The sequence below is a fragment of the Streptosporangium album genome (assembly GCF_014203795.1).
Taxonomy (GTDB): Bacteria; Actinomycetota; Actinomycetes; order Streptosporangiales; family Streptosporangiaceae; genus Streptosporangium; species Streptosporangium album.
Map to the genome: position 1 here is coordinate 3,683,967 of NZ_JACHJU010000001.1, position 18,373 is coordinate 3,702,339.

The following is an 18,373-nucleotide window of genomic DNA, read 5'->3' on the forward strand; positions in this document are numbered from 1 at the left end:
CCCCGGCCAGATCGAGAACTGCCAGGTGATGCCGATGCTCACCTACGCCTCCTCAGCCGGACACGCCTTCGTCAACCGGCGGCTGTACCTTCCCCGAAGCTGGGCCGGTGACGGTGCCCGGCGTGCGGTGGCAGGCGTCCCCGAGCAGGTCGTCTTCGCCACCAAACCGCAGCAGGTGATCGACATGCTCACCGAGGAGATGGCCGCCGGCACCCCGTTCCGCTACTTCGCCGCCGACTCCGGTTACGGCCGCGACCCGGGCTTGCGCGCGTTCTGCCATACCCGGCAGATCGCCTACGTGATGGCCGTTCCCGTCGACCTGCCCGTCCTGAAGCTGCGAGGCGGCACCGAACCGGTCGGTCATGTACTGGACCGGCTCCTGGCCCAGGCGAACCCGGGCCGGTGGGAGCGCCGCTCGTGCGGCAACGGCACCAAGGGGGTGCGCGCCTACGACTGGACGGCCGTGTCCGCGACGTTGGCCGAGCAGCGGCCCGCTGACGGCCACGCCCACACGATCGTGATCCGTCGCAGCATCAGCGACCCGGCCGAGGTCGAGTTCTTCCTGGCCCATGCCCCCACCGGCACCCCCGTCACCGAACTCATCGGCGTCGCCGGAGCGCGGTGGAAGATCGAAGAGAACAACGAGACCGGCAAGGACTTGCTCGGTCTGACCCAGTATCAGGTCCGTAAATGGGATGGCTGGCACCGGCACGTCAGCACCGTCATGCTCGCCTTGGCCTTCCTCGCCGTCAGCCATGCCCACCTCGATGACCACCGGTCCTGCCCCGAGCAGGCGTTCCCTGTCATCGGCGCCGGGTCTGAGCAGGGAAAAGGCCATCGTCTCCGGGAGCGTCCGAGCTGATGCCGATCCGGCTGATCCGGCCCTCTGTCGCCGAGATCCGCCGCGTCCTGGCCCGGATCCTCATCCCCGCAGCCAATGCCATCGGCCATGTCCTGGCCTGGTCTTTCTTCCGGCAGGCCCATCAGACCCGTGCCCTGGTCAACCACTACCGCCGACGAGGAGATCCACTCCCTCAAAATCTACGGATGTAGTACTCGTCTCGACCCGGCTGATGTGTCCGTGGTTGCCATCGCGGAGCGTCTAGGCGTCACGCAGATTGCCACGATCGACCGCCGTGACTTCACGCTGATCCGGCCTCGGCATGTGTCGGCGTTCAGACTGTTGCCAGATGTGCTTGTCTGAGAAATCGTGGAGCGGGTGACGGGAATCGAACCCGCGCTGTCAGCTTGGGAAGCTGATGTTCTGCCATTGAACTACACCCGCAGCGGTCTGCCGCGCCCACTACTGTAGCGGAACTTCGGGCAACTCTCGCAGTCCGCCGGCAGGGTTTCTTGGTCTGCCCGGGACGCGGCGTTGGTAGGTTGCCTCACGTGCTGCTTTCCGATCGTGACATCGCCGCCGAGATCGAGTCCGGCAGGGTCAAGCTTGACCCTTTCCAGCCGGAGATGATCCAGCCGTCCAGTGTCGACGTGCGTCTGGACCGTTACTTCAGGGTCTTCGAGAACCACCGGTATCCGCACATCGACCCGGCGGTCGAGCAGCCCGACCTCACGCGGATGGTCGAGCCCGATGGAGACGAGCCGTTCATCCTGCATCCCGGTGAGTTCGTGCTGGCCAGCACCTACGAGGTCATCAGCCTTCCGGACGACATCGCCTCGCGGCTGGAGGGGAAGAGCTCGCTGGGGAGGCTCGGCCTGCTCACCCACTCCACCGCGGGTTTCATCGACCCCGGCTTCAACGGGCACGTGACCCTTGAGCTCTCCAACGTCGCGACGCTGCCCATCAAGCTCTGGCCTGGGATGAAGATCGGCCAGTTGTGCATGTTCCGGCTCAGTTCGCCCGCCGAACACCCCTACGGCTCGCAGAAGTACGGCTCGCGGTACCAGGGGCAGCGGGGGCCGACGCCGAGCCGTTCCTATCTGAACTTCCACCGGACCCGCGTCTGAGAGGTGCGGAGGCGGACGATCACGACGGCGGCTCATGGGACTGCCGTGACCGAAATCACTGCGCCTGCGGCGTTCCCGGGCCGCATGAGGTTCCCGGCGCTCCGGAGCCCCGCGAAACCGGCCGTGACGGGGCGGCGGTGCAGAGGATGGCAGGCCGGTCATCCCTCCGGGGAAGAACCACGTCTATGCTCAGTTTCCGCATAACATGGCCCAAAACCAGCAAAACGGTCATCGGAAAGATGCCGCCAACGCTGCCTCAAGCCGGGTGTCGCCAGGTATACGTCGGGTAGCGACAGCTGGAAGAGTAGGCGTCTAGCGGGCGAAGTTCGTATTTCCGCTGGTAACCCGTACCCTTCTCTGCGGACTATCCCCGCACATCTGGAGAACGACGTGCGCCTGCGTCTCACGCCTAGTGAGGACAGCTACTACGACTTGTTCGCCGACTCGGCGAACAACCTCGTCACAGCGTCCCGTCTGTTGGTAGAGATCATCAGCGACGGATCGGACAGGGAAGCCCTGGCCGAGAAGATGCGCGCCTGCGAGCACGCCGGTGACGAACGCACCCATGCGATCATGAACCGGCTGAACGAAAGCTTCATCACCCCTTTCGACCGGGAGGACATCTACCGCCTCGCGTCGAACCTCGACGACGTGATGGACTACATGGAGGCCGCTGCCGACCTCATCGTCCTGTACCAGATCGACCACCTCCCCAAGGAGGTCGTCCGTCAGGTCGAGGTCCTGGAGCGCGCCGCCGAACTGACCGCCGAGGCCATGCCCCGGCTGCGCTCGATGAGAAACCTGAACGAGTACTGGATCGAGATCAACCGGCTGGAGAACCAGGCTGACCAGGTTTACCGGCGCCTTCTCGCCAAGCTCTTCGGCGGGGAGTACGACGCGTTGACCGTCCTCAAGATGAAGGAGGTCATCGATCAGCTTGAGATGGCCGCCGACGCCTTCGAGCACGTGGCCAACACGATCGAGTCGATCGCGGTCAAGGAAAGCTGAGTGGACCTCACGCTCGCACTCGTCATCGGCGTGGTGGTCGTGGCGTTGGCGTTCGACTACACCAACGGCTTCCACGACGCAGCCAACGCGATCGCCACCTCGGTCTCGACGCGTGCGCTGACGCCGAGGGCCGCCTTGTTCATGGCCGCGGCGATGAACTTCCTGGGTGCCCATCTGGGCACTCAGGTGGCGGCGACCGTCGGTAAGGGCATCATCGACGCCCCACAGGGCAGCCACGGTCTGGTGATCGTGGGGGCCGCCCTGGTCGGCGCGATCACCTGGAACCTCATCACCTGGTACTTCGGCCTGCCGTCCTCCAGCAGCCACGCCCTGATCGGTGGTCTGGTCGGCTCGGCGCTCGCCTCGTCCAGCAACGTCCACTGGGACGGGGTGGTGGACAAGGTCGTCATTCCGATGATCCTCTCCCCGGTGCTCGGCTTCCTCCTGGCCGCGATCATCATGATCGCCATCCTGTGGGGCTTCCGTCACTCCCAGCCGGCGAAGACCAATCGGGGCTTCCGCCACGCGCAGACCATCTCGGCCGCTGCCATGGCTCTCGGCCACGGCCTGCAGGACGCGCAGAAGACCATGGGTGTGATCTTCCTGGCACTCGTGGTCGGGGGATACCAGAACGACGGCGACCCGATCCCCCAGTGGGTCATCCTGTCCGCCGCGACGGCCATCTCCCTGGGCACCTACGCGGGTGGCTGGCGGATCATGCGGACGCTCGGCCGCCGGATCATCGCGCTCACCCCTCCGCAGGGATTCGCAGCCGAGGCGGCCGCCGCCACCGTCCTCTACACCGCCGCCATCGGTTTCGGCGCACCCATCTCCACGACGCACACGATCACCAGTGCGATCATGGGCGTGGGGGCGACCAAACGGCTGTCCGCGGTGCGCTGGGGCGTCGCGGGCAACATCGTGACCGGCTGGATTCTGACGATCCCGGCCGCCGCGCTGGTCGCCGCGCTGACCTACTACGCGCTCCACTGGATGGTCGAGTAGCCATCATCACCGAACGCCGGCCGGGGGTTCCCGGCCGGCGTTCTCCCGTTCCGGCGCACGACCGCTCCGCCGTAGGGGGTCGCCTCCGGTGTTATCTCCGGTACATGACGTCGACGTCCCACCGGGTGAAACCCAGCTTCTCGTAGAGATGGATCGCCGCGGGGTTGCTCTCGTCCACGTACAGCATGACCTGGGCCAGGCCCCGTGACCTGAGATGGGACAGGCCCGCCAGGGTCAGCGATCTGCCCAGCCCGCCACCCTGCTCGGCGGGATCCACGCCGACCACGTAGACCTCGCCGATCGGCTCGTGCCCATGGCCGCCGTCGCCGTGCACCTTGGTCCAGTGGAAGCCGACCAGCCGCCCGCCGCCCGCCGTGCCGTCCCCATCCGCCGTGCCGCCGCCCGCCGTGCCGTCACCGCCGCTCTCCGCCTCCGTGTCGCCGCCGCCGTCTCCGCTCCCGCCCGGCCGCTCCGCCAGGAAGAAACCCGCCGGGTCGAACCACGGCTCCTGCTCGCGTCGTTTCAGGTCGTCCAGCGTCCACGCGCCCTGCTCGGGGTGGTGGGCGAAGGCCTTGGCGTTGAGCGCCACCCAGGCCTCCTCGTCGGAGGACCCGGGCACGAAGGCGCGCAGCCGTACGCCCTCGGGCAGTTCGAAGGCGGGGATCGCCGCGAACAGCGAGCGGCGCATCTGCCAGAGTGACCTGATCTTGGTGAACCCCGTCGACAAGGCGAGGGCCTCGGCTCCCGGGTGCCCGCCGTGCGCCCACAGGCGCAGCCGCCCCCCTGTCTGCTCCAGTACGGCCTGCAGCAGGTGCCGTCCGTGGCCCTGCCCGCGGAACGCGGGGTGGACCACCAACTCCCCGCTGGGTCCTTCGACCGGATCGGTCGGATCCACGTGGGCGTAGCCGGCCAGGTCGTCTCCGACGTACAGGAGCACGGCTCCCGCCCGGTCGTCGCCGCCGTAGCGCAGGTGCAGCATCACGTGTTCGTTGAGCGGCCTGACGCCGTCGGCCTCCGTGGCGGCCTCGACCACCGCGAGAACGGCGGCCACCTCCCGCTCGTCCAGTCGTCCTCGGTGTTCCACGTGCGCGTTCATGTTCTGGACTCTAGGCGGACCCGGACGTCACCGGATCGTCGGGTGCTGGCAAAAAGCGCCATCTTCTCGTCAGGTGAATCGTTACCTCTCGGACATTCCCTGCATAGATTGTCGCCCTAATGTCGTGTTCCATGATGTCTCGTTCCCTCCAGAGGCTGGTCCTTGCCGGTGCCCTCGCCGGCGTCGGTCTCGCGCTCGCGACGGTCCCGGCCGAGGCCGGCGGCAAGCCCGCCGAACCTGTCGCCAAGACCGTTCCGGTCCGTCTTCTCTCCCTGAACGACTTCCACGGCAACCTGGAGCCGCCGACCGGCTCGTCCGGCCGCATGGTCGACGAGAACGGTGCCACGGTGGACGCCGGTGGAGCCGCCTACATCGCCACGCACCTCAAGCAGCTCTCCGACAAGAACACGCTCAAGGTCGCCCAGGGCGACCTGATCGGCGCCAGCCCCCTGCTCTCCGCGGCCTACCACGACGAGCCGTCCGTCGAGTTCCTCGGCAAGATCGGCATCACCGCCTCCGCCGTGGGCAACCATGAGTTCGACGAGGGCTACTCCGAGCTCAGGCGCATCATGCACGGCGGCTGCCACCCGGTGGACGGCTGCTCGCCCGCAGGTGAGTGGAAGGGCGCGGACTACAGCTACCTCGGCGCCAACGTGATCTTCAAGCGGCCGGGCGCGGCCTCCGCGCAGGCGGAGAAGGAGACGCTCGCCGCGCTCGGCGGCCAGAACACGGCCGCGTTGCGCGGCCTGCTGAAGAACTATGGCATCCCCGCGCTGCCCCCGGTCGCCATCCGCTGGATGAACGGCGTGCCGATCGGCTTCATCGGCCTGGTCACCCAGACCACCCCCAACATCGTCACCGCCGAGGGCATCAAGGACCTGGAGTTCATCGACGAGGTCAAGGCCGCCAACGTCGCCTCCAAGCTGCTCAAGCTGGTCGGTGTCAAGGCCCAGGTCGTGCTGGTGCACGAGGGCGACCAGGTCACCGCGGGCCAGTCGCCCGACGCCTGCGCCACCCAGCCGGGCGCGGGCAACCGGATCGCCACCCAGGTGGACGCCGAGATCGACATGATCCTCAGCGGCCACTCCCACCAGGCCTACCTGTGCAAGGTGTCCGACCCCAAGGGCGGCACGCGCCTGTACAGCCAGGGCGGCTCGTTCGGCCGGGTGATCACCAAGGTCGACTTCCAGGTGGACGTCAGGACCCGCGACGTCGTGCGCTCCTCGGTCGTGGCCGACAACCAGATCGTGACCCGGACGGTCACCCCCGACAAGGAGATCTCGGACTTCGTCGTGGAGCGGCAGAAGGATGTCGCTTCGGTGGCCGACAAGCCGATCGGCAGGATCACCGCCGAGATCACCAACGCCGCGTCCGCCTCCGGTGAGTCCCCTCTGGGCAACCTCATCGCCGACGGCCAGCTCGCCGCCACCAGGACCGGCGGAAACGCCCAGGTCGCCCTGATGAACCCGGGCGGCGTGCGCGCCCCCCTCACCTACCCGGGTTCGCCCGCCAAGGAGGGCGACGGCGTGGTGACCTACGGCGAGGCCTTCACGGTGCAGCCGTTCAACAACCTCGTGCAGGTCGTCACGCTCACCGGCGCGCAGCTCAAGACCGTTCTGGAGCAGCAGTTCACCGGCGGGCCCAACAACCAGGCCTTCACCAAGATCCTCCAGCCGTCGTCGAACCTGACCTACACCTACAGCACAGGTGCGGCGTGGGGTTCGAAGGTCTCCAACCTGAAGATCGACGGTGCCGACGTCACGGACACCCAGACCATCCGGGTCGCCGCCAACAACTTCCTCGTCGGCGGCGGTGACGCCTTCCTGGGGTTCAAGGACGGCACGGACCTGTGGAGCGGCCCGCTCGACATCGACGCCTTCGCCGCCTACTTCGCCGCGAACCCGTCGATCACGCCCCCGGCCCCCACCCACATCACCGTCACCCCGTAGCCCCACCTCTCTGGGGCCACGGGAAAGGCCCACCGGACTCGTCCGGTGGGCCTTTCCCACGCGCTGGTACGGCCGGCACCGGGACGGCCCGTGAACGGGTGCGGTCAGCGGCGGGCGGGCTCGCGCTCCTCGGCGGCCTCGTTGCCGCGCTCGGGGACGAACCGGTAGCCGACGTTGCGCACGGTGCCGATCAGCGATTCGTACTCGGCGCCGAGCTTGGCGCGCAGCCGCCGGACGTGGACGTCCACGGTCCGGGTGCCGCCGAAGTAGTCGTAGCCCCAGACCTCTTGCAGGAGCTGGGCGCGGGTGAAGACCCGGCCGGGATGCTGCGCCAGGTACTTCAGGAGCTCGAACTCCTTGAAGGTCAGGTCCAGCGCGCGGCCGCGCAGCCGGGCGGTGTAGGTGGCCTCGTCGATCGACAGGTCGCCGCTGCGGATCTCGTCCGGGACCTCCTCGGTGGCCGACAGGTTCAGCCGGCCCACGGCCAGCCTGAGCCGCGCCTCGACCTCGGCGGGACCGGAGCTGTCGAGGATCACGTCGTCGGCGCCCCACTCGGCGGTCATCGCCGCCAGGCCGCCCTCGGTGACGATCACGAAGAGGGGACAGGAGACGCCCGTGGTCCGCAGCAGCCTGCACAGGCTCTTGGCGTGGACGAGTTCGCGGCGCGCGTCCACCAGGATGGCGTCGGCCGGTGGGGTGTCGATCAGCGCGGACGCCTCAGCGGGGGCGACCCGGACCGAGTGCAGCAGCAGCCCCAACGCCGGGAGCACCTCGGTTGAGGGCTCAAGGGCGTTGGTGAGCAGCAGGAGATTGCTCACTATGCTCCTTCCCGCGTCATGCCGGCGATAGCCGTACAAACACGTAAGGACCCGGGGGCTACGTCGCCCAGGTCCCGTAGTAGGTGAGGATAGCCCACAAGGCTGAAGCGTCCACTGAGCGTCCATCTGGTGAACACCGGTTTTCCCTGTGAATTCATAGTAATGGTGCGGTAACCGTAAGTGTGTTGGAGGGGTAGGTCCACGGATGGCAAGGGGCATGGTTCGCTACTGGGCGGCCGCGAAAGACGCGGCGGGCGTCTCCGAAGAGCCGTTCGAGGCGGTGACGCTGGCCGAGTTGATGACGAAAATCACAGCGGGCCGAGACGAACTGGCCCGCGTCGTCCGGCGGTCATCCTTCCTGGTGAACGGGGATCCGGTGGGCAGGCGGGCGCACGACACCGTCACTCTGGCCGACGGGGCGACGGTCGAGGTGCTTCCTCCCTTCGCGGGAGGCTGATCATCGCGGTGGCCGGAGTCGGCGAAGGGCGCGACGGCCGAGGACCGGTCCCCGAGTGGACGATCTTTGGTGCCGCGTTTTGGAAAAAATTACCGGGGAATGTGCTGCGAGGGCAGGCTGGCCCACCCACTCCAGAGAATGAACGGGGGGCCGGATGCGCAAACTGGCCGCTTTTCTGATTCTGCTGCTCGTTCTTCTCGCGATCCTGGACAGGGTCGCGGTCGCCGGGGTGCAGCGGGAGATCGCGACACGGGTGACCGCCCGGTACGATCTCGCGAACCCGCCCGAGGTGACCATCGACGGCATCCCGTTCCTGACCCAGGCGGTCGCCGGGCGGTACGACGAGGTCAAGGTCGCCGCCGGCGCCATGAGCATCGCCGGGCTCCGGTTGTCCAGCGTGGACTTCGTCCTCTACGGCGTCACCGCACCGCTGAACGACCTGGTGCTCCACGCCGAGCGGGTGGAGGTACGCGCCGAGCGGGTGGCGGGTACCGTGGTGGTGCCGGTGGAGACGCTGAACCAGAAGGCCCCGGAAGGGATCAAGGCCAAGGTCGACGGCGACGGCTTCAACGTCAGCGGAGAGATCACCGTGCTCGGCCGGAAGGTGCCGGTGAAGGCCAAGATGAAGATCGATCTGGTCAAGGACGGGGTGCGGTTCGTCCCCGAGCAGGTCACCTTGGCGGGCGGCGTCACGGTGCCCCGGCCGGAGCGGTTCCTCTCCTACCAGATTCCGATCAAGAATCTGCCGTTCAACCTCAAGGTGACCGATGTGAAGACCGTCCCGGGCGGGCTCCAGGTCTCCGGCGAGGCGTCCAACGTGCCCCTCCAAGGCTGACGGCAGCCCACATGGCCGGACCCGCTCTGGACCCGCTTCCACGCCCGGACCCGCTTCCATGTCCGAGCGGATCCCGTGATCGGGCCGCTCCCGTCGCAGGGCCGATCCCGTGACTGAACCGATCCGCCCCGCCGTACGTCATGGGGAGGTGAGTCAAGCCGGAACCGCCGACGAGCAGCTTGTCAGAGCGCTCTTCGACGAACACGGCGGGCCACTCTACGGCTACGTTCTGCGGCTGACGGGCGACTCGGGGAGAGCGGAGGACATCGTGCAGGAGACGCTGCTGCGGGCCTGGCGCCATCCTGACGCTCTCAGCGGGCGCCCCATCCGGGCATGGCTGTTCAGGGTGGCCCGCAACCTCGTCGTCGACCAGCACCGGGCACGCAAGGCGCGCCCCCCGGAGACGGGCGCGGAGGCGCTCGCCGTGCTGCCCGCCGATGACGAGCTCGAACGGGCCGTGGACTCCTGGGCGATCGCCGAGGCGCTGGCCACGCTGCGGCCCGAGCACCGCGAGGTGCTCGCCGAGGTCTACTACCAGGGGAAGTCGGTCAAGGAGGCATCCGAGGCGCTCGGCATCCCGGCGGGAACAGTGAAGTCGCGCACGTATTACGCGCTCCGGGCGCTCAAACTGGCGCTGGAGGAGCGGGGGCTCGCGCCATGATGATGACGACATGTGATGAAGTACGGATATCGCTGGGGGCGTACGTGCTCGGGGCCCTGGAGCCCGAGGAGTGCGTGCTCGTCGAGGCGCATCTCGCCGAGTGCGCCGGCTGCCAGGCGGAGTTCGACGAGCTGACCGGAGTGGCCGCGTTCCTCGGACGGGTGTCCGAGGCGGACGTGGCGCAGGTGGCCAGCCCGCCCCAGGCGGTGCTGGACCGGCTGCTCAGCGCCAAGGTCAAGCGGCGCCGGATGACGCGGGCGCTGCTCTCGCTGGCCGCGTCCGTCCTCCTGGTCGGGCTCGGCGGCACGTGGTGGGTCACCCAGTCCGCCCCGCCCGCGCGGGACGCCGCGGTGTCCGCGCCCCGGTCGGCCGCCACCGGGAGTGACGAGCCACTTCTGACGAAGGAGAGGGCCGCCCCCACACCGGCTCCCAGGTCTTCCCGTTCGCCGGCGCAGGACGCCAACCCGCAGCTCATGCTGGAGCAGGGCGACGGCGAGCGGACGGTCCAGGGCGGCAACGACGGGGTCCACGCCACGGTGACCGTGGCGCCGGGCGCGGAGGCGACCAAGATCAAGGTCATGCTCTCCGGGGTCGCCCAGGGCACCCGCTGCCGGCTGGACGTGGTCGCGGTCGGCGGGGGCCGGGAGACGGCCGGGAACTGGATCGTGGACAGGGCCGCCTACGTCAGCTCGGGCGCCTTCGCGGGCACCACCACGATCCCTCCGGCGAGCATCTCCAGGTTCGAGATCGTCACCTCCGGAGGCCGGCTGCTGGTCAGCGTCCGCTTCCCCTGAGCGGGGACCGCTCGGAGGAGGCTCCCGCTTTGAGCGGTGACCCGCCGGGAGAGAGCCCTCTTCCCGCAGGATGGGGGTTCCCGGGGGAATGGCGTGGTGTGACCGGGTGTTGTCGTGCTCTGTGACCGGATTGGCAGTGGTGCTCGTCACGCTCGGCGTGGCCACGCTGGTGGGTGTGGTGATGCGCCGGCGCAGCGGCGTGCCGCGTGAGGTTGGGGGAGACGTGGAGCGGCTGACATCCGGTGACCTGGAGGCCGAGCTGGGACGGCGGGCCACGCTCGTCCAGTTCTCCAGCGCCTTCTGCCAGCCGTGCCGGGCGACCCGCCGGGTCCTCGCCGAGGTGACGGAGATGGTGCCGGGGGTGGCACACGTGGAGATCGACGCGGAGTCCCGCCTCGATCTGGTCCGCTCGCTGAACATCCTGCGCACCCCGACCGTGCTGATCCTCGACGCGTCGGGGCAGGTGGTGAAACGCGCCTCCGGCCAGCCGCGGAAGGCCGACGTGATCGGGGCCCTGGGCCTCGCGGTCGGCGAGTGAGCCGCGAACCCTATCGCCCGTAAAACAACCTTGTCTCAGGAACTGGACGAGGATGTGACAGATCCCGGAACGTCGGGGTAATGTCATCGACATGATGCCTACGACAGAGCTGCTGACGAAGCGGCGCGCGGTGGATTTCTGCCGTGTGACCACCGCGCTCTGTCGCGTTTCCTAAAGGGCGATCTCAAGCGGCCTCTGAGCCGCACCGATCTGCACGACCCTTCAGGAGCATCGAGTGATGCAGGCTGATCCCAGGGCTCTCCGCTTCGCGGCAACGGTGACGACCATCGTCCTCGCGCTCGTCCTGGTCACAGGGAGCGCGTGGCTGCTGGCCGCGCAGGCGGCGGTGTTCGCACTGAGCGTCTTCGGCGCCTCGCCGTACGGGATGATTTTCAAAGGGATAGTGAAGAGCCCTCCCAAGGAGTTGGAGGACGCCGCCCCGCCGCGCTTCGCGCAGGGGGTCGGCCTCGCCTTCGCCCTGGTGGGCTTGGTCGGGTACGTCACGCAGATCACGCCGCTGGCCCTCGGCGCCACCGCCGCGGCTCTCTTCGCCGCCTTCCTCAACGCAGCTTTCGGCTTCTGTCTGGGCTGCGAGATGTTCCTTGTCATTCGCCGTTTACTGCCCGCCGCAAGATAATCCCGGAGGATTCCATGAGCCGCTCCGCCGTCCTGGTGGACGCTGACTGGGTCGAGGCCAACCTCGACACCGATGGCATCGTCCTCGTCGAAGTCGACGAAGACGCCAGTGCCTTTGACAAGGGCCACATCCGTGGCGCCGTGAAGGTCGACTGGAGGCAGGACCTCCAGGACCCGGTCCGCCGTGACTTCGTGGACCGTGAGGGCTTCCAGGCGCTGCTCTCCTCCCGGGGCATCGCCAACGACGACACCGTGATCCTCTACGGCGGCAACAACAACTGGTTCGCCGCCTACGCCTACTGGTACTTCAAGCTCTACGGCCACGAGAACGTCAAGCTGCTCGACGGTGGCCGCAAGAAGTGGGAGCTCGACTCCCGCGAGCTGGTCAGGGACGTCCCCAACCGTCCCACCACCGCCTACCAGGCCAAGGACCAGGACCTGTCCATCCGCGCCTTCCGTGACGACATCGTCGCCGCGATCGGCAAGCTCAACCTGGTCGACGTGCGCTCGCCCGACGAGTTCACCGGCAAGCTGCTCGCTCCCGCGCACCTCCCGCAGGAGGCGGCGCAGCGCGGCGGTCACGTGCCGACCGCCCGCAACATCCCGTGGTCCAAGGCTGCCAACGACGACGGCACCTTCAAATCCGACGAGGACCTGAAGTCCCTCTACGAGGGCGAGGGTGTCGACTTCGGCAAGGACACCATCGCCTACTGCCGAATCGGTGAGCGCTCGGCCCACTCCTGGTTCGTGCTGCACGAGCTTCTGGGCCAGGCCAGCGTCAAGAACTACGACGGTTCATGGACAGAGTACGGCTCGCTCGTGGGCGTGCCGATCGAACTGGGAGAGGCCCGATAATGACCGACGGTTGCGCAGCTCCGGAACAGACGATCGCCCTCCCGGCCGGGGTCGACCTTTCGACCCAGGCCGTCATCCAGGGAGTGGTGTCCGGCGCGGGTACGGCATACGCCCGCCTGCTGGACCACTCCGGCGAGTTCACCGGCGAGGTCGTGGTGTCCGACGAGGGCATCTTCCGCTTCTTCGCCGCCCCCGGTGACTGGACCGTCCGCATCATCGCGGGCGGCGGCGTCACCAAGGACATCAAGGCCCAGGCCCGCCTGGGTGAGGTCACCCAGCTCGCCGTGGCTGTCTGATCCGAAAGTAACGGCCGAGGGCCGGCATCCCGTTTCGCGGGTGCCGGCCCTCAGTCGTCTCCGAGAGGTTCCTACGGGACCCGGCTCTCGACGCGGCGGAGCGCGTCGGCGTAGCCGGGGTCGGCGGACATGGCCGCCGCCAGCCGGAGGTGCGGCAATGCCTCGGCGTGACGGTTGGCCCGCTCCAGGGTCCTGCCGAGCAGGAACCTGACGTAGTGGTCGCCGGGCGCCCGGTCGAGCAGTGACTCCAGGGTCTCCCGCGCCCGGCCGAGCTGGGCCGAGCCGAAGTAGGCGCGGGCGGCCAGCAGCCGGACGGCGGGGTCGTCGCCGTGGTCGGCCAGCAGCGGCTCCAGCGTCCGCAGCGCGCCGAGGGGGTCCCGGACGTCCAGCAGAGACTCGGCCTGACGCAGCAGTCTGACCTCGTCGGGGAGCTCGCGCTCGGGCGCGGCCTGCCGCAGGAGGTCCGCCAGGACCTCCGGCGACTGCGCGCCCGCGACCGCCGTGCCGCCTGCGACATAGGTCGGCGAGGTGGCCACGCCGATGGCCTTGCCGCGCAGGAGCTGGGAACGGACCTCGCCCACTCCCTCCCCGGCGTCGAGCGCCTCGGCCATGCCGTCCAGCCCCGCCTCGGCGGCGAGCGCCACCAGGGTGGCCCGGTCGCCGATGTCGGAGGCCTCGACGAAGTGGGCGCGCAGGATCCGCTCCACGACGGCGTCCTGCAGGGCAGAACCGCCCCGCTGGTGGGCGAGGGCGATCACCCGATGGGCGTCGAACGTGTTGGGACGCCAGACGGCGCCCCAGGGCGGGCCGAGTCCCTCCTCGGCCGCGATGGCGGAGACGCGGACCCGGTTCTCCGCCGGGGTCAGGTCGGGGTGGCAGGCCTGCAGGGCTCCGTCGGCGATCGGGCCGCGCAGCGCCTCGTACAGCGGCTCGGCCGGGGCCGGAGCCATCGGGTCGATCTGGAAGGGGCGCCAGACGATCTCCACGTCCTCGCCGAACCCGGCCTTCTCCAGGCGTCGCTTGCCGATGTAGGCCCAGGCGCAGACCATGTCGGCCCAGACTTCGATGCGCTTCATGACCGATGCAACAAACGACACCTGTCGTTTATTCGACGGATGTCGCTTAATCTTGGCCGTATGACCGAAGACGATCCGCGAGTACGCCGGACCCGCACCCGGCTGCGCACCGCCGTCCTGGAGCTCGCCGCCGAGCGCGACCCCGATTCGATCACGGTCGCCGAGATCGCCCAGCGGGCCGAGGTCAACCGGGCCACGGTCTACGTCCACTACCGCGACCGCGACGACCTGGTGCTGGACGCGATGGAGGCCGCCATCGGCGAGCTGGCCGCCGAGGCCGCCCGCTGCCCCTACCGGGAGGCCGGTCCGGTCCCGGCGTCGCTGGTCGCCCTGTTCGAGCACGTCGGCGCACGGGCTCCGCTGTACCGGCGGATGCTCGGGCCGTACGGCAGCGCCCGCTTCTGCGCCCGCCTGCGCGAGGCGCTGGTCGCGGAGCTACGCGGCCCGTTCGCGGCGGGCTCCCGGCCCCCGGGCCACGACGGCGTGCCGCCGGAGGTCCACGCCCACTACCTGGCGGGTGCGCTCGTCGGGGTGGTCACCTGCTGGCTGGAGGAGCACCCGCCCCGCCCGGCCGGGGAGATCGCGGCGTTCACCTGGAGCCTGATCCGCTGAGCCCGGCCGTGGTGTTCCGCTGTGACCGGTGGTGGTCGATCGCTACGATTCATCGAGTGTCCGGAACGTCTGTTATGCCGCCGCCCCCGTCCTTGCCGCCCGCCGCCGGCCGGACGCCGGCCACGCCCACCGCGTACGCGCTGCCGCTGCACGCGCTCAGGATCTTCGGCGCCTGCGCGATCTCGCTGGTGCTCTGGTTCTCCGCGGGCCGGGCGATCCGCGCCGCGCTGATGTGGGCGGGCGCCGAGGTCTCTCACGGTGACTACCGCCAGGTGCGGCTGGTCGTCACCATGCTGATCTTCACGTTGATCGTGCTGAACGAGCTCGTGGTCATGGTCGGCATGCTGCACTCCGTACGCGGTGCGCTCCGGGAGATCCAGGCGCGGCGGGCCGGAGAGGAGGCGGACGAGGGCCTGTTCGGCGCCCTCAACCGCGCCACCCTGATCTTCGCCGCGATCTACATGGCCTGGAGCTTCCACGTGGAGGACGCCAGGGAGTTCACCGCGCTCGACCGCACGCACCATGCCGGCGAGGACATCTTCTCCAAGGCGTTCGCCGGTGAGGAGACCACGACCGGCACCGGCCTCGTCGGACTCGACGTCCGGCTCTCGATCGCCATCGCGGTCGTGGCCTACCTTCTCAAGGTGCTGTTCGGCTGGTGGCACGCGAACGGCAAGGTGAAGGGGAGCGGCATGGCGACCACCTTCTTCGAGTTGGCCTTCGCCTTCTACGGCCTCAACGCGATGGGCACTCTCGTCTCCGCGAGATCGGACTGGCTGTCCAGCCGGACGGCCCTGGCCATGGCCGGCGACTGGATCCAGCAGGCCGAGGACGGCATCCCCGGGTGGAAGGCGTTCTGGACGGCGGTCGGGGAGGTATGGCCCTATGTCGTCTCCGCGCTGATCGAGCCCCTGACCTGGCTGACGGTCGCCGCGCTGGTTTACGGTGCCTTCGCCGAGGACACCCGGGCGGTCGTGCGCGGCACCCGGTTGGACGCCGTGGCCGACCGGATGGAGCAGACCCACTCGCTCACCCGTTCCACCATGACCCGGGCCACGACCGGGTTCCAGGAGCGCTGGGTTCCGCCCGCCAACGCGTTCCGGCTGGCCGTCCGCGGCGGCGCCGCGCTGTTCGGCATGTTCTGCCTCTGCTACGTGCTCGTGCAGGTGGGCGCCGACTATGCCAGCCAGGGCGTCAAGATGCTGATCGGCAACGAGGAGCCCTACATCTGGGTGGCCCTCGGCGCGCCGGCCGGGGTCGTCAGGGACCTCCTGGTGAAGACGTTGACGGTCTGTCTCCTGGCGGCGACGTTCGACATCGCGGCCACCCGGAGCCGCGAGGCCGGAGAGGTGCTCAGCGCCTGAAGCACAGCACGTTGTCGCTCAGCTCCTTCTCCTTCGCGGCACGTTTGAACATGTCCTCCACAGACTCGTTCTCGATCATCCGCGCAGGACTGGGGCGCACGCAGACCTCCAGCCGGGCAGCGAGCGCCCGGGGCACCAGGCTGATCACGTTGTAGTGGTAGGGCGTGTTGATCTGGTGATCCTTCGCCTCCGCGGGCAGGTCGTTGTCGAGGCTCTCCGCCTTCCACGATTGGCCGCCGGAGTCCTTGACCTCGAACTCGGGATCGTTTCTCCGGATCACCCCTTCGGGGTCGAGGGAGATCCGAGTGGCCCTGATTCTCAGCCACTGCTGGTCCGCCGCCGGCGGGCGGCTGCCGGGCATGCCGTCGACCTGCTCCACGTCGATCTTCCAGGACACGTGCCGGAAAGGCACGGTCTCGCCCACCGCGTGGGAATGGATCTGATCGGGCGGCCGCGCGCCACGATAGGTGGTGTAGCCGTCCCAGGTGGGGACGGCGATGGCGGCCGCCAGCGCCAGCACGGCCGCGGCGGCCCGCAGGGCCGTACGGCCTCGCGGGGCCGGCCCGGCCGCAGTGGGCGGAGGCCGCTCCTGCGGTGCCGCGGGGCCGGCCGCCGCGGCGGGCGCGGCGAACATGGCGCGGGGGAGCGAGGGCGCCTGGACAGCCGGGAACGGCTGGGTCGAGACCTCGGGCTGCTCGTGCGCGGGTCCCGACGGCGGCCACACCTGCTGGTCGGAGAAGGTGCGCGGGGCACCGGACAGCCAGGGAGCGCCGGTCGGGGCCGGAGCCGCCCTGCGGCCGGGGCGGCGCAGCGGGGGCGGCGCGGACGCGGGTTCAGGCCCCGGCTGTCCGGCGGGAGGCGCCGGGTGCGTCTGAGGGGGTGCGGGCGGGGGTGCCGGGTGCGTCTGAGGGGGTGCGGGCGGAGGGGGCCACGCCTCACCGGAGGCGGGCCACGTGGCTCCCTGGTACGGGGGCTCGGAGGCTGCCGGTGGCTGGTTCTCCTGCGGGGTGAACCAGCTGCGGCCGGCACCCTCGTCCTCGGGATGCTGGGTGCCCGTCACTTCTTCTTCTCCAGCGTGTAGACGTCCTTCGCCTCGGACACCAGGCGTGCCGCGGTGCTCTCGTCCAGTCCCAGGTCGATCTCCACCTCCGGAGCGGAGGGTTCGATGAGGATTCCGCGCTCGGGGTGGACCACGATGCGGGCTCCGGCCAGCTCCGCGACCGGCAGTTCGAAGACGGCGACCCCCGAGACCCACCAGGCGGGCTGGACGAAGAACTGGGTGATGGTCAGAGTCTCGTCGACTTTGTCGGTGGCGACGTAGCGGCGCCCGTCCTCCGTGAGCAGCTCGGGTGCGGCGAGGCGCTGCGGTTCCCAGGTGGCCTGCGCGGCCAGATCGACGACAAGGAAGATCCCTGACGTCGTGGCCCTCTTCGGCCCCTCCCCCGCGAGGCCCGGAGTCTCGACCGCCCTGGCGGCGTGCACCGCCTTCGCCTGTACGGAGATCCGCGAGGCGGCCACCTGCTCCCCGAGATCGCCGGTCCAGGTGAGCGGGCCGTTGCGATCGTCACGCGTGTAGGCGAAGGTCTGCGCGCCCACCGCCGCGGCGGCGAGCGCGACCCCGGCGAGCAGGCCGCCCAGCCTGCGCCACCTGCCCGGCGGCGAGGAGGCGCGGCGGTCGCCGGACGTCTGCGTCCGCTCCGGGGTGGAGATCCCCATCAGCCGGTTCCCTTCTGCCTGACCGGAAGGGTGACCTGGGCGGCGACCGCGGGTGGTCCGTCGTCGTCCTTTTGGACGGGGAGCCAGCCGAGATCCTGGGTGAAGCCTTTGTTGTACTCGAACGTGCCGACGTCGAGTTTCACCTGCCGCGGAGGGCGCTGCCGCTCGGGCAGCTCGTATCTGACCACGACGGTGGAGGTGATCCCCGGGTGCAGCTGGGTGCTCGGGACGCCCTGGTCGACGATGGAGGCGGTGGGGCCGTACGGGGTTTTTATCTCCGGCGTCAACTTGAGCAGGCCGGCGCCGAAGAGGCGCCCGCGGTTCTTCTGGTCCCAGGGAGATCCCACGCCGGTGGTCTCGTCCCCCTTGTTCACGACCTTCAGCACGACCTCAAGGAAGCGCTTGCTCGGACCGCCGAACGAGCCGGGCTCGGCGGTCGTGCGGGACTCCACGAACGTGGTCATGAACTCGCCCTGGTCCAGGCTCGCCCCCGGGCCGAGCTGTTTGGGCGGTTCCTCGGGGGCCTTCCCGAAGCCGCCGAGGGCCGCGACGACTCCCAGGCCGGTGGCTGCGAAGAGGGCGGCGATCGGCACTGCGACCGGGCGCCGGGGCCGGGTTTCGCCACCGGGGGGAGACGTCATGACAAAGGATGGTAATAGCTAGCCTCCACACCATCCGACTCATTCATC

21 protein-coding genes, 1 tRNA gene and 1 pseudogene are annotated in these 18,373 nt (G+C 69.2%); 16 read left to right on the top strand and 7 right to left on the bottom strand.

Translation table 11 applies throughout. From position 1 onward, the window contains the following. Positions 1-4: 4 nt before the first annotated feature. A pseudogene (locus tag FHR32_RS17670) lies at positions 5-862 on the top strand (IS701 family transposase); the annotation flags it as partial. A gap of 349 nt (positions 863-1,211) precedes the next feature. Here FHR32_RS17670 and FHR32_RS17675 read toward each other — a convergent pair. Beyond that, a tRNA-Gly gene (locus FHR32_RS17675) sits at positions 1,212-1,285 on the bottom strand. Between the two features lie 107 nt (positions 1,286-1,392). Between FHR32_RS17675 and dcd the strand changes: the two genes are divergently transcribed. The 3 genes from dcd (at position 1,393) to FHR32_RS17690 (ending at position 3,981) form a co-directional block, all read left to right on the top strand. Continuing rightward, positions 1,393-1,968: a dCTP deaminase gene (gene dcd / locus FHR32_RS17680; RefSeq protein WP_184755302.1), complete on the top strand. Its 576-nt coding sequence runs from the start codon at positions 1,393-1,395 to the stop codon at positions 1,966-1,968. 390 nt (positions 1,969-2,358) lie between these two features. Continuing rightward, positions 2,359-2,976 carry a DUF47 domain-containing protein gene (locus FHR32_RS17685; protein ID WP_012887642.1) on the top strand — a complete coding sequence of 206 codons (618 nt, stop codon included), beginning with the start codon at positions 2,359-2,361 and terminating at the stop codon, positions 2,974-2,976. After that, positions 2,977-3,981 carry an inorganic phosphate transporter gene (locus tag FHR32_RS17690; protein ID WP_184755303.1) on the top strand — a complete coding sequence of 335 codons (1,005 nt, stop codon included), beginning with the start codon at positions 2,977-2,979 and terminating at the stop codon, positions 3,979-3,981. It abuts the gene before it with no gap. 91 nt (positions 3,982-4,072) lie between these two features. On the opposite strand, the gene mshD is transcribed toward FHR32_RS17690, so the two are convergent. Continuing rightward, the gene (mshD, locus tag FHR32_RS17695) at positions 4,073-5,077 is read right to left on the bottom strand and encodes a mycothiol synthase (RefSeq protein ID WP_184755304.1); all 1,005 of its coding nucleotides are present in this window, start codon (positions 5,075-5,077) and stop codon (positions 4,073-4,075) included. A 131-nt stretch (positions 5,078-5,208) separates the two neighbouring features. On the opposite strand from mshD, the gene FHR32_RS17700 reads away from it, so the two are divergent. Then, positions 5,209-7,026, top strand: a complete 1,818-nt coding sequence (locus FHR32_RS17700) for a bifunctional metallophosphatase/5'-nucleotidase (RefSeq protein WP_246466190.1) — start codon at positions 5,209-5,211, stop codon at positions 7,024-7,026. A 104-nt stretch (positions 7,027-7,130) separates the two neighbouring features. On the opposite strand, the gene FHR32_RS17705 is transcribed toward FHR32_RS17700, so the two are convergent. Next, positions 7,131-7,844, bottom strand: coding sequence for a response regulator transcription factor (locus FHR32_RS17705; RefSeq protein WP_184755306.1), 714 nt, complete (start codon positions 7,842-7,844; stop codon positions 7,131-7,133). A gap of 205 nt (positions 7,845-8,049) precedes the next feature. Between FHR32_RS17705 and FHR32_RS17710 the strand changes: the two genes are divergently transcribed. From FHR32_RS17710 to FHR32_RS17745, 9 genes are all read left to right on the top strand, one after another. After that, a complete protein-coding gene (locus tag FHR32_RS17710; RefSeq protein ID WP_184755307.1) occupies positions 8,050-8,301 on the top strand; it encodes a MoaD/ThiS family protein in 252 nt (83 codons plus the stop codon). A gap of 154 nt (positions 8,302-8,455) precedes the next feature. Further along, the gene (locus tag FHR32_RS17715) at positions 8,456-9,136 is read left to right on the top strand and encodes an LmeA family phospholipid-binding protein (RefSeq protein WP_184755308.1); all 681 of its coding nucleotides are present in this window, start codon (positions 8,456-8,458) and stop codon (positions 9,134-9,136) included. Between the two features lie 148 nt (positions 9,137-9,284). After that, positions 9,285-9,797 (top strand): sigma-70 family RNA polymerase sigma factor, encoded by a 513-nt coding sequence (locus FHR32_RS17720; RefSeq protein WP_184755309.1) that lies wholly within the window; start codon positions 9,285-9,287, stop codon positions 9,795-9,797. Beyond that, the gene (locus FHR32_RS17725; protein WP_184755310.1) at positions 9,794-10,591 is read left to right on the top strand and encodes an anti-sigma factor family protein; all 798 of its coding nucleotides are present in this window, start codon (positions 9,794-9,796) and stop codon (positions 10,589-10,591) included. The genes FHR32_RS17720 and FHR32_RS17725 overlap by 4 nt, the downstream gene beginning before the upstream one ends. A 121-nt stretch (positions 10,592-10,712) precedes the next feature. Further along, on the top strand, positions 10,713-11,129 hold the full coding sequence (locus FHR32_RS17730; protein WP_184755311.1) for a thioredoxin family protein: 417 nt from the start codon (positions 10,713-10,715) through the stop codon (positions 11,127-11,129). Between the two features lie 94 nt (positions 11,130-11,223). Continuing rightward, a complete protein-coding gene (locus FHR32_RS47280; RefSeq protein ID WP_376773371.1) occupies positions 11,224-11,304 on the top strand; it encodes a putative leader peptide in 81 nt (26 codons plus the stop codon). A gap of 63 nt (positions 11,305-11,367) precedes the next feature. After that, a complete protein-coding gene (locus tag FHR32_RS17735; protein ID WP_184756578.1) occupies positions 11,368-11,766 on the top strand; it encodes a DUF4395 domain-containing protein in 399 nt (132 codons plus the stop codon). A 14-nt stretch (positions 11,767-11,780) separates the two neighbouring features. Then, the gene (locus tag FHR32_RS17740; RefSeq protein ID WP_184755312.1) at positions 11,781-12,620 is read left to right on the top strand and encodes a sulfurtransferase; all 840 of its coding nucleotides are present in this window, start codon (positions 11,781-11,783) and stop codon (positions 12,618-12,620) included. Continuing rightward, complete coding sequence (locus FHR32_RS17745) at positions 12,620-12,916, top strand: DUF1416 domain-containing protein (protein ID WP_184755313.1); 297 nt, start codon at positions 12,620-12,622, stop codon at positions 12,914-12,916. Before FHR32_RS17740 ends, FHR32_RS17745 begins: the two co-directional genes overlap by 1 nt. Before the next feature lie 71 nt (positions 12,917-12,987). Here FHR32_RS17745 and FHR32_RS17750 read toward each other — a convergent pair whose 3' ends face one another. After that, positions 12,988-13,992, bottom strand: a complete 1,005-nt coding sequence (locus FHR32_RS17750) for a DsbA family oxidoreductase (protein ID WP_184755314.1) — start codon at positions 13,990-13,992, stop codon at positions 12,988-12,990. A 60-nt stretch (positions 13,993-14,052) separates the two neighbouring features. On the opposite strand from FHR32_RS17750, the gene FHR32_RS17755 reads away from it, so the two are divergent. Both FHR32_RS17755 and FHR32_RS17760 read left to right on the top strand, forming a co-directional pair. Further along, positions 14,053-14,604, top strand: a complete 552-nt coding sequence (locus tag FHR32_RS17755) for a TetR/AcrR family transcriptional regulator (protein ID WP_184755315.1) — start codon at positions 14,053-14,055, stop codon at positions 14,602-14,604. 56 nt (positions 14,605-14,660) lie between these two features. Next, positions 14,661-15,968 (top strand): hypothetical protein, encoded by a 1,308-nt coding sequence (locus tag FHR32_RS17760; protein ID WP_184755316.1) that lies wholly within the window; start codon positions 14,661-14,663, stop codon positions 15,966-15,968. Here FHR32_RS17760 and FHR32_RS17765 read toward each other — a convergent pair. From FHR32_RS17765 to FHR32_RS17775, 3 genes are read right to left on the bottom strand one after another with little or no spacing between them, the layout of a single operon-like run. Then, the gene (locus tag FHR32_RS17765) at positions 15,958-17,028 is read right to left on the bottom strand and encodes a hypothetical protein (RefSeq protein WP_184755317.1); all 1,071 of its coding nucleotides are present in this window, start codon (positions 17,026-17,028) and stop codon (positions 15,958-15,960) included. The genes FHR32_RS17760 and FHR32_RS17765 overlap by 11 nt on opposite strands. Next, positions 17,025-17,684, bottom strand: a complete 660-nt coding sequence (locus FHR32_RS17770) for a hypothetical protein (RefSeq protein WP_184755318.1) — start codon at positions 17,682-17,684, stop codon at positions 17,025-17,027. The genes FHR32_RS17765 and FHR32_RS17770 overlap by 4 nt, the downstream gene beginning before the upstream one ends. Continuing rightward, the gene (locus tag FHR32_RS17775; protein ID WP_184755319.1) at positions 17,684-18,325 is read right to left on the bottom strand and encodes a hypothetical protein; all 642 of its coding nucleotides are present in this window, start codon (positions 18,323-18,325) and stop codon (positions 17,684-17,686) included. Before FHR32_RS17775 ends, FHR32_RS17770 begins: the two co-directional genes overlap by 1 nt. Between the last annotated feature and the right edge of the window lie 48 nt (positions 18,326-18,373).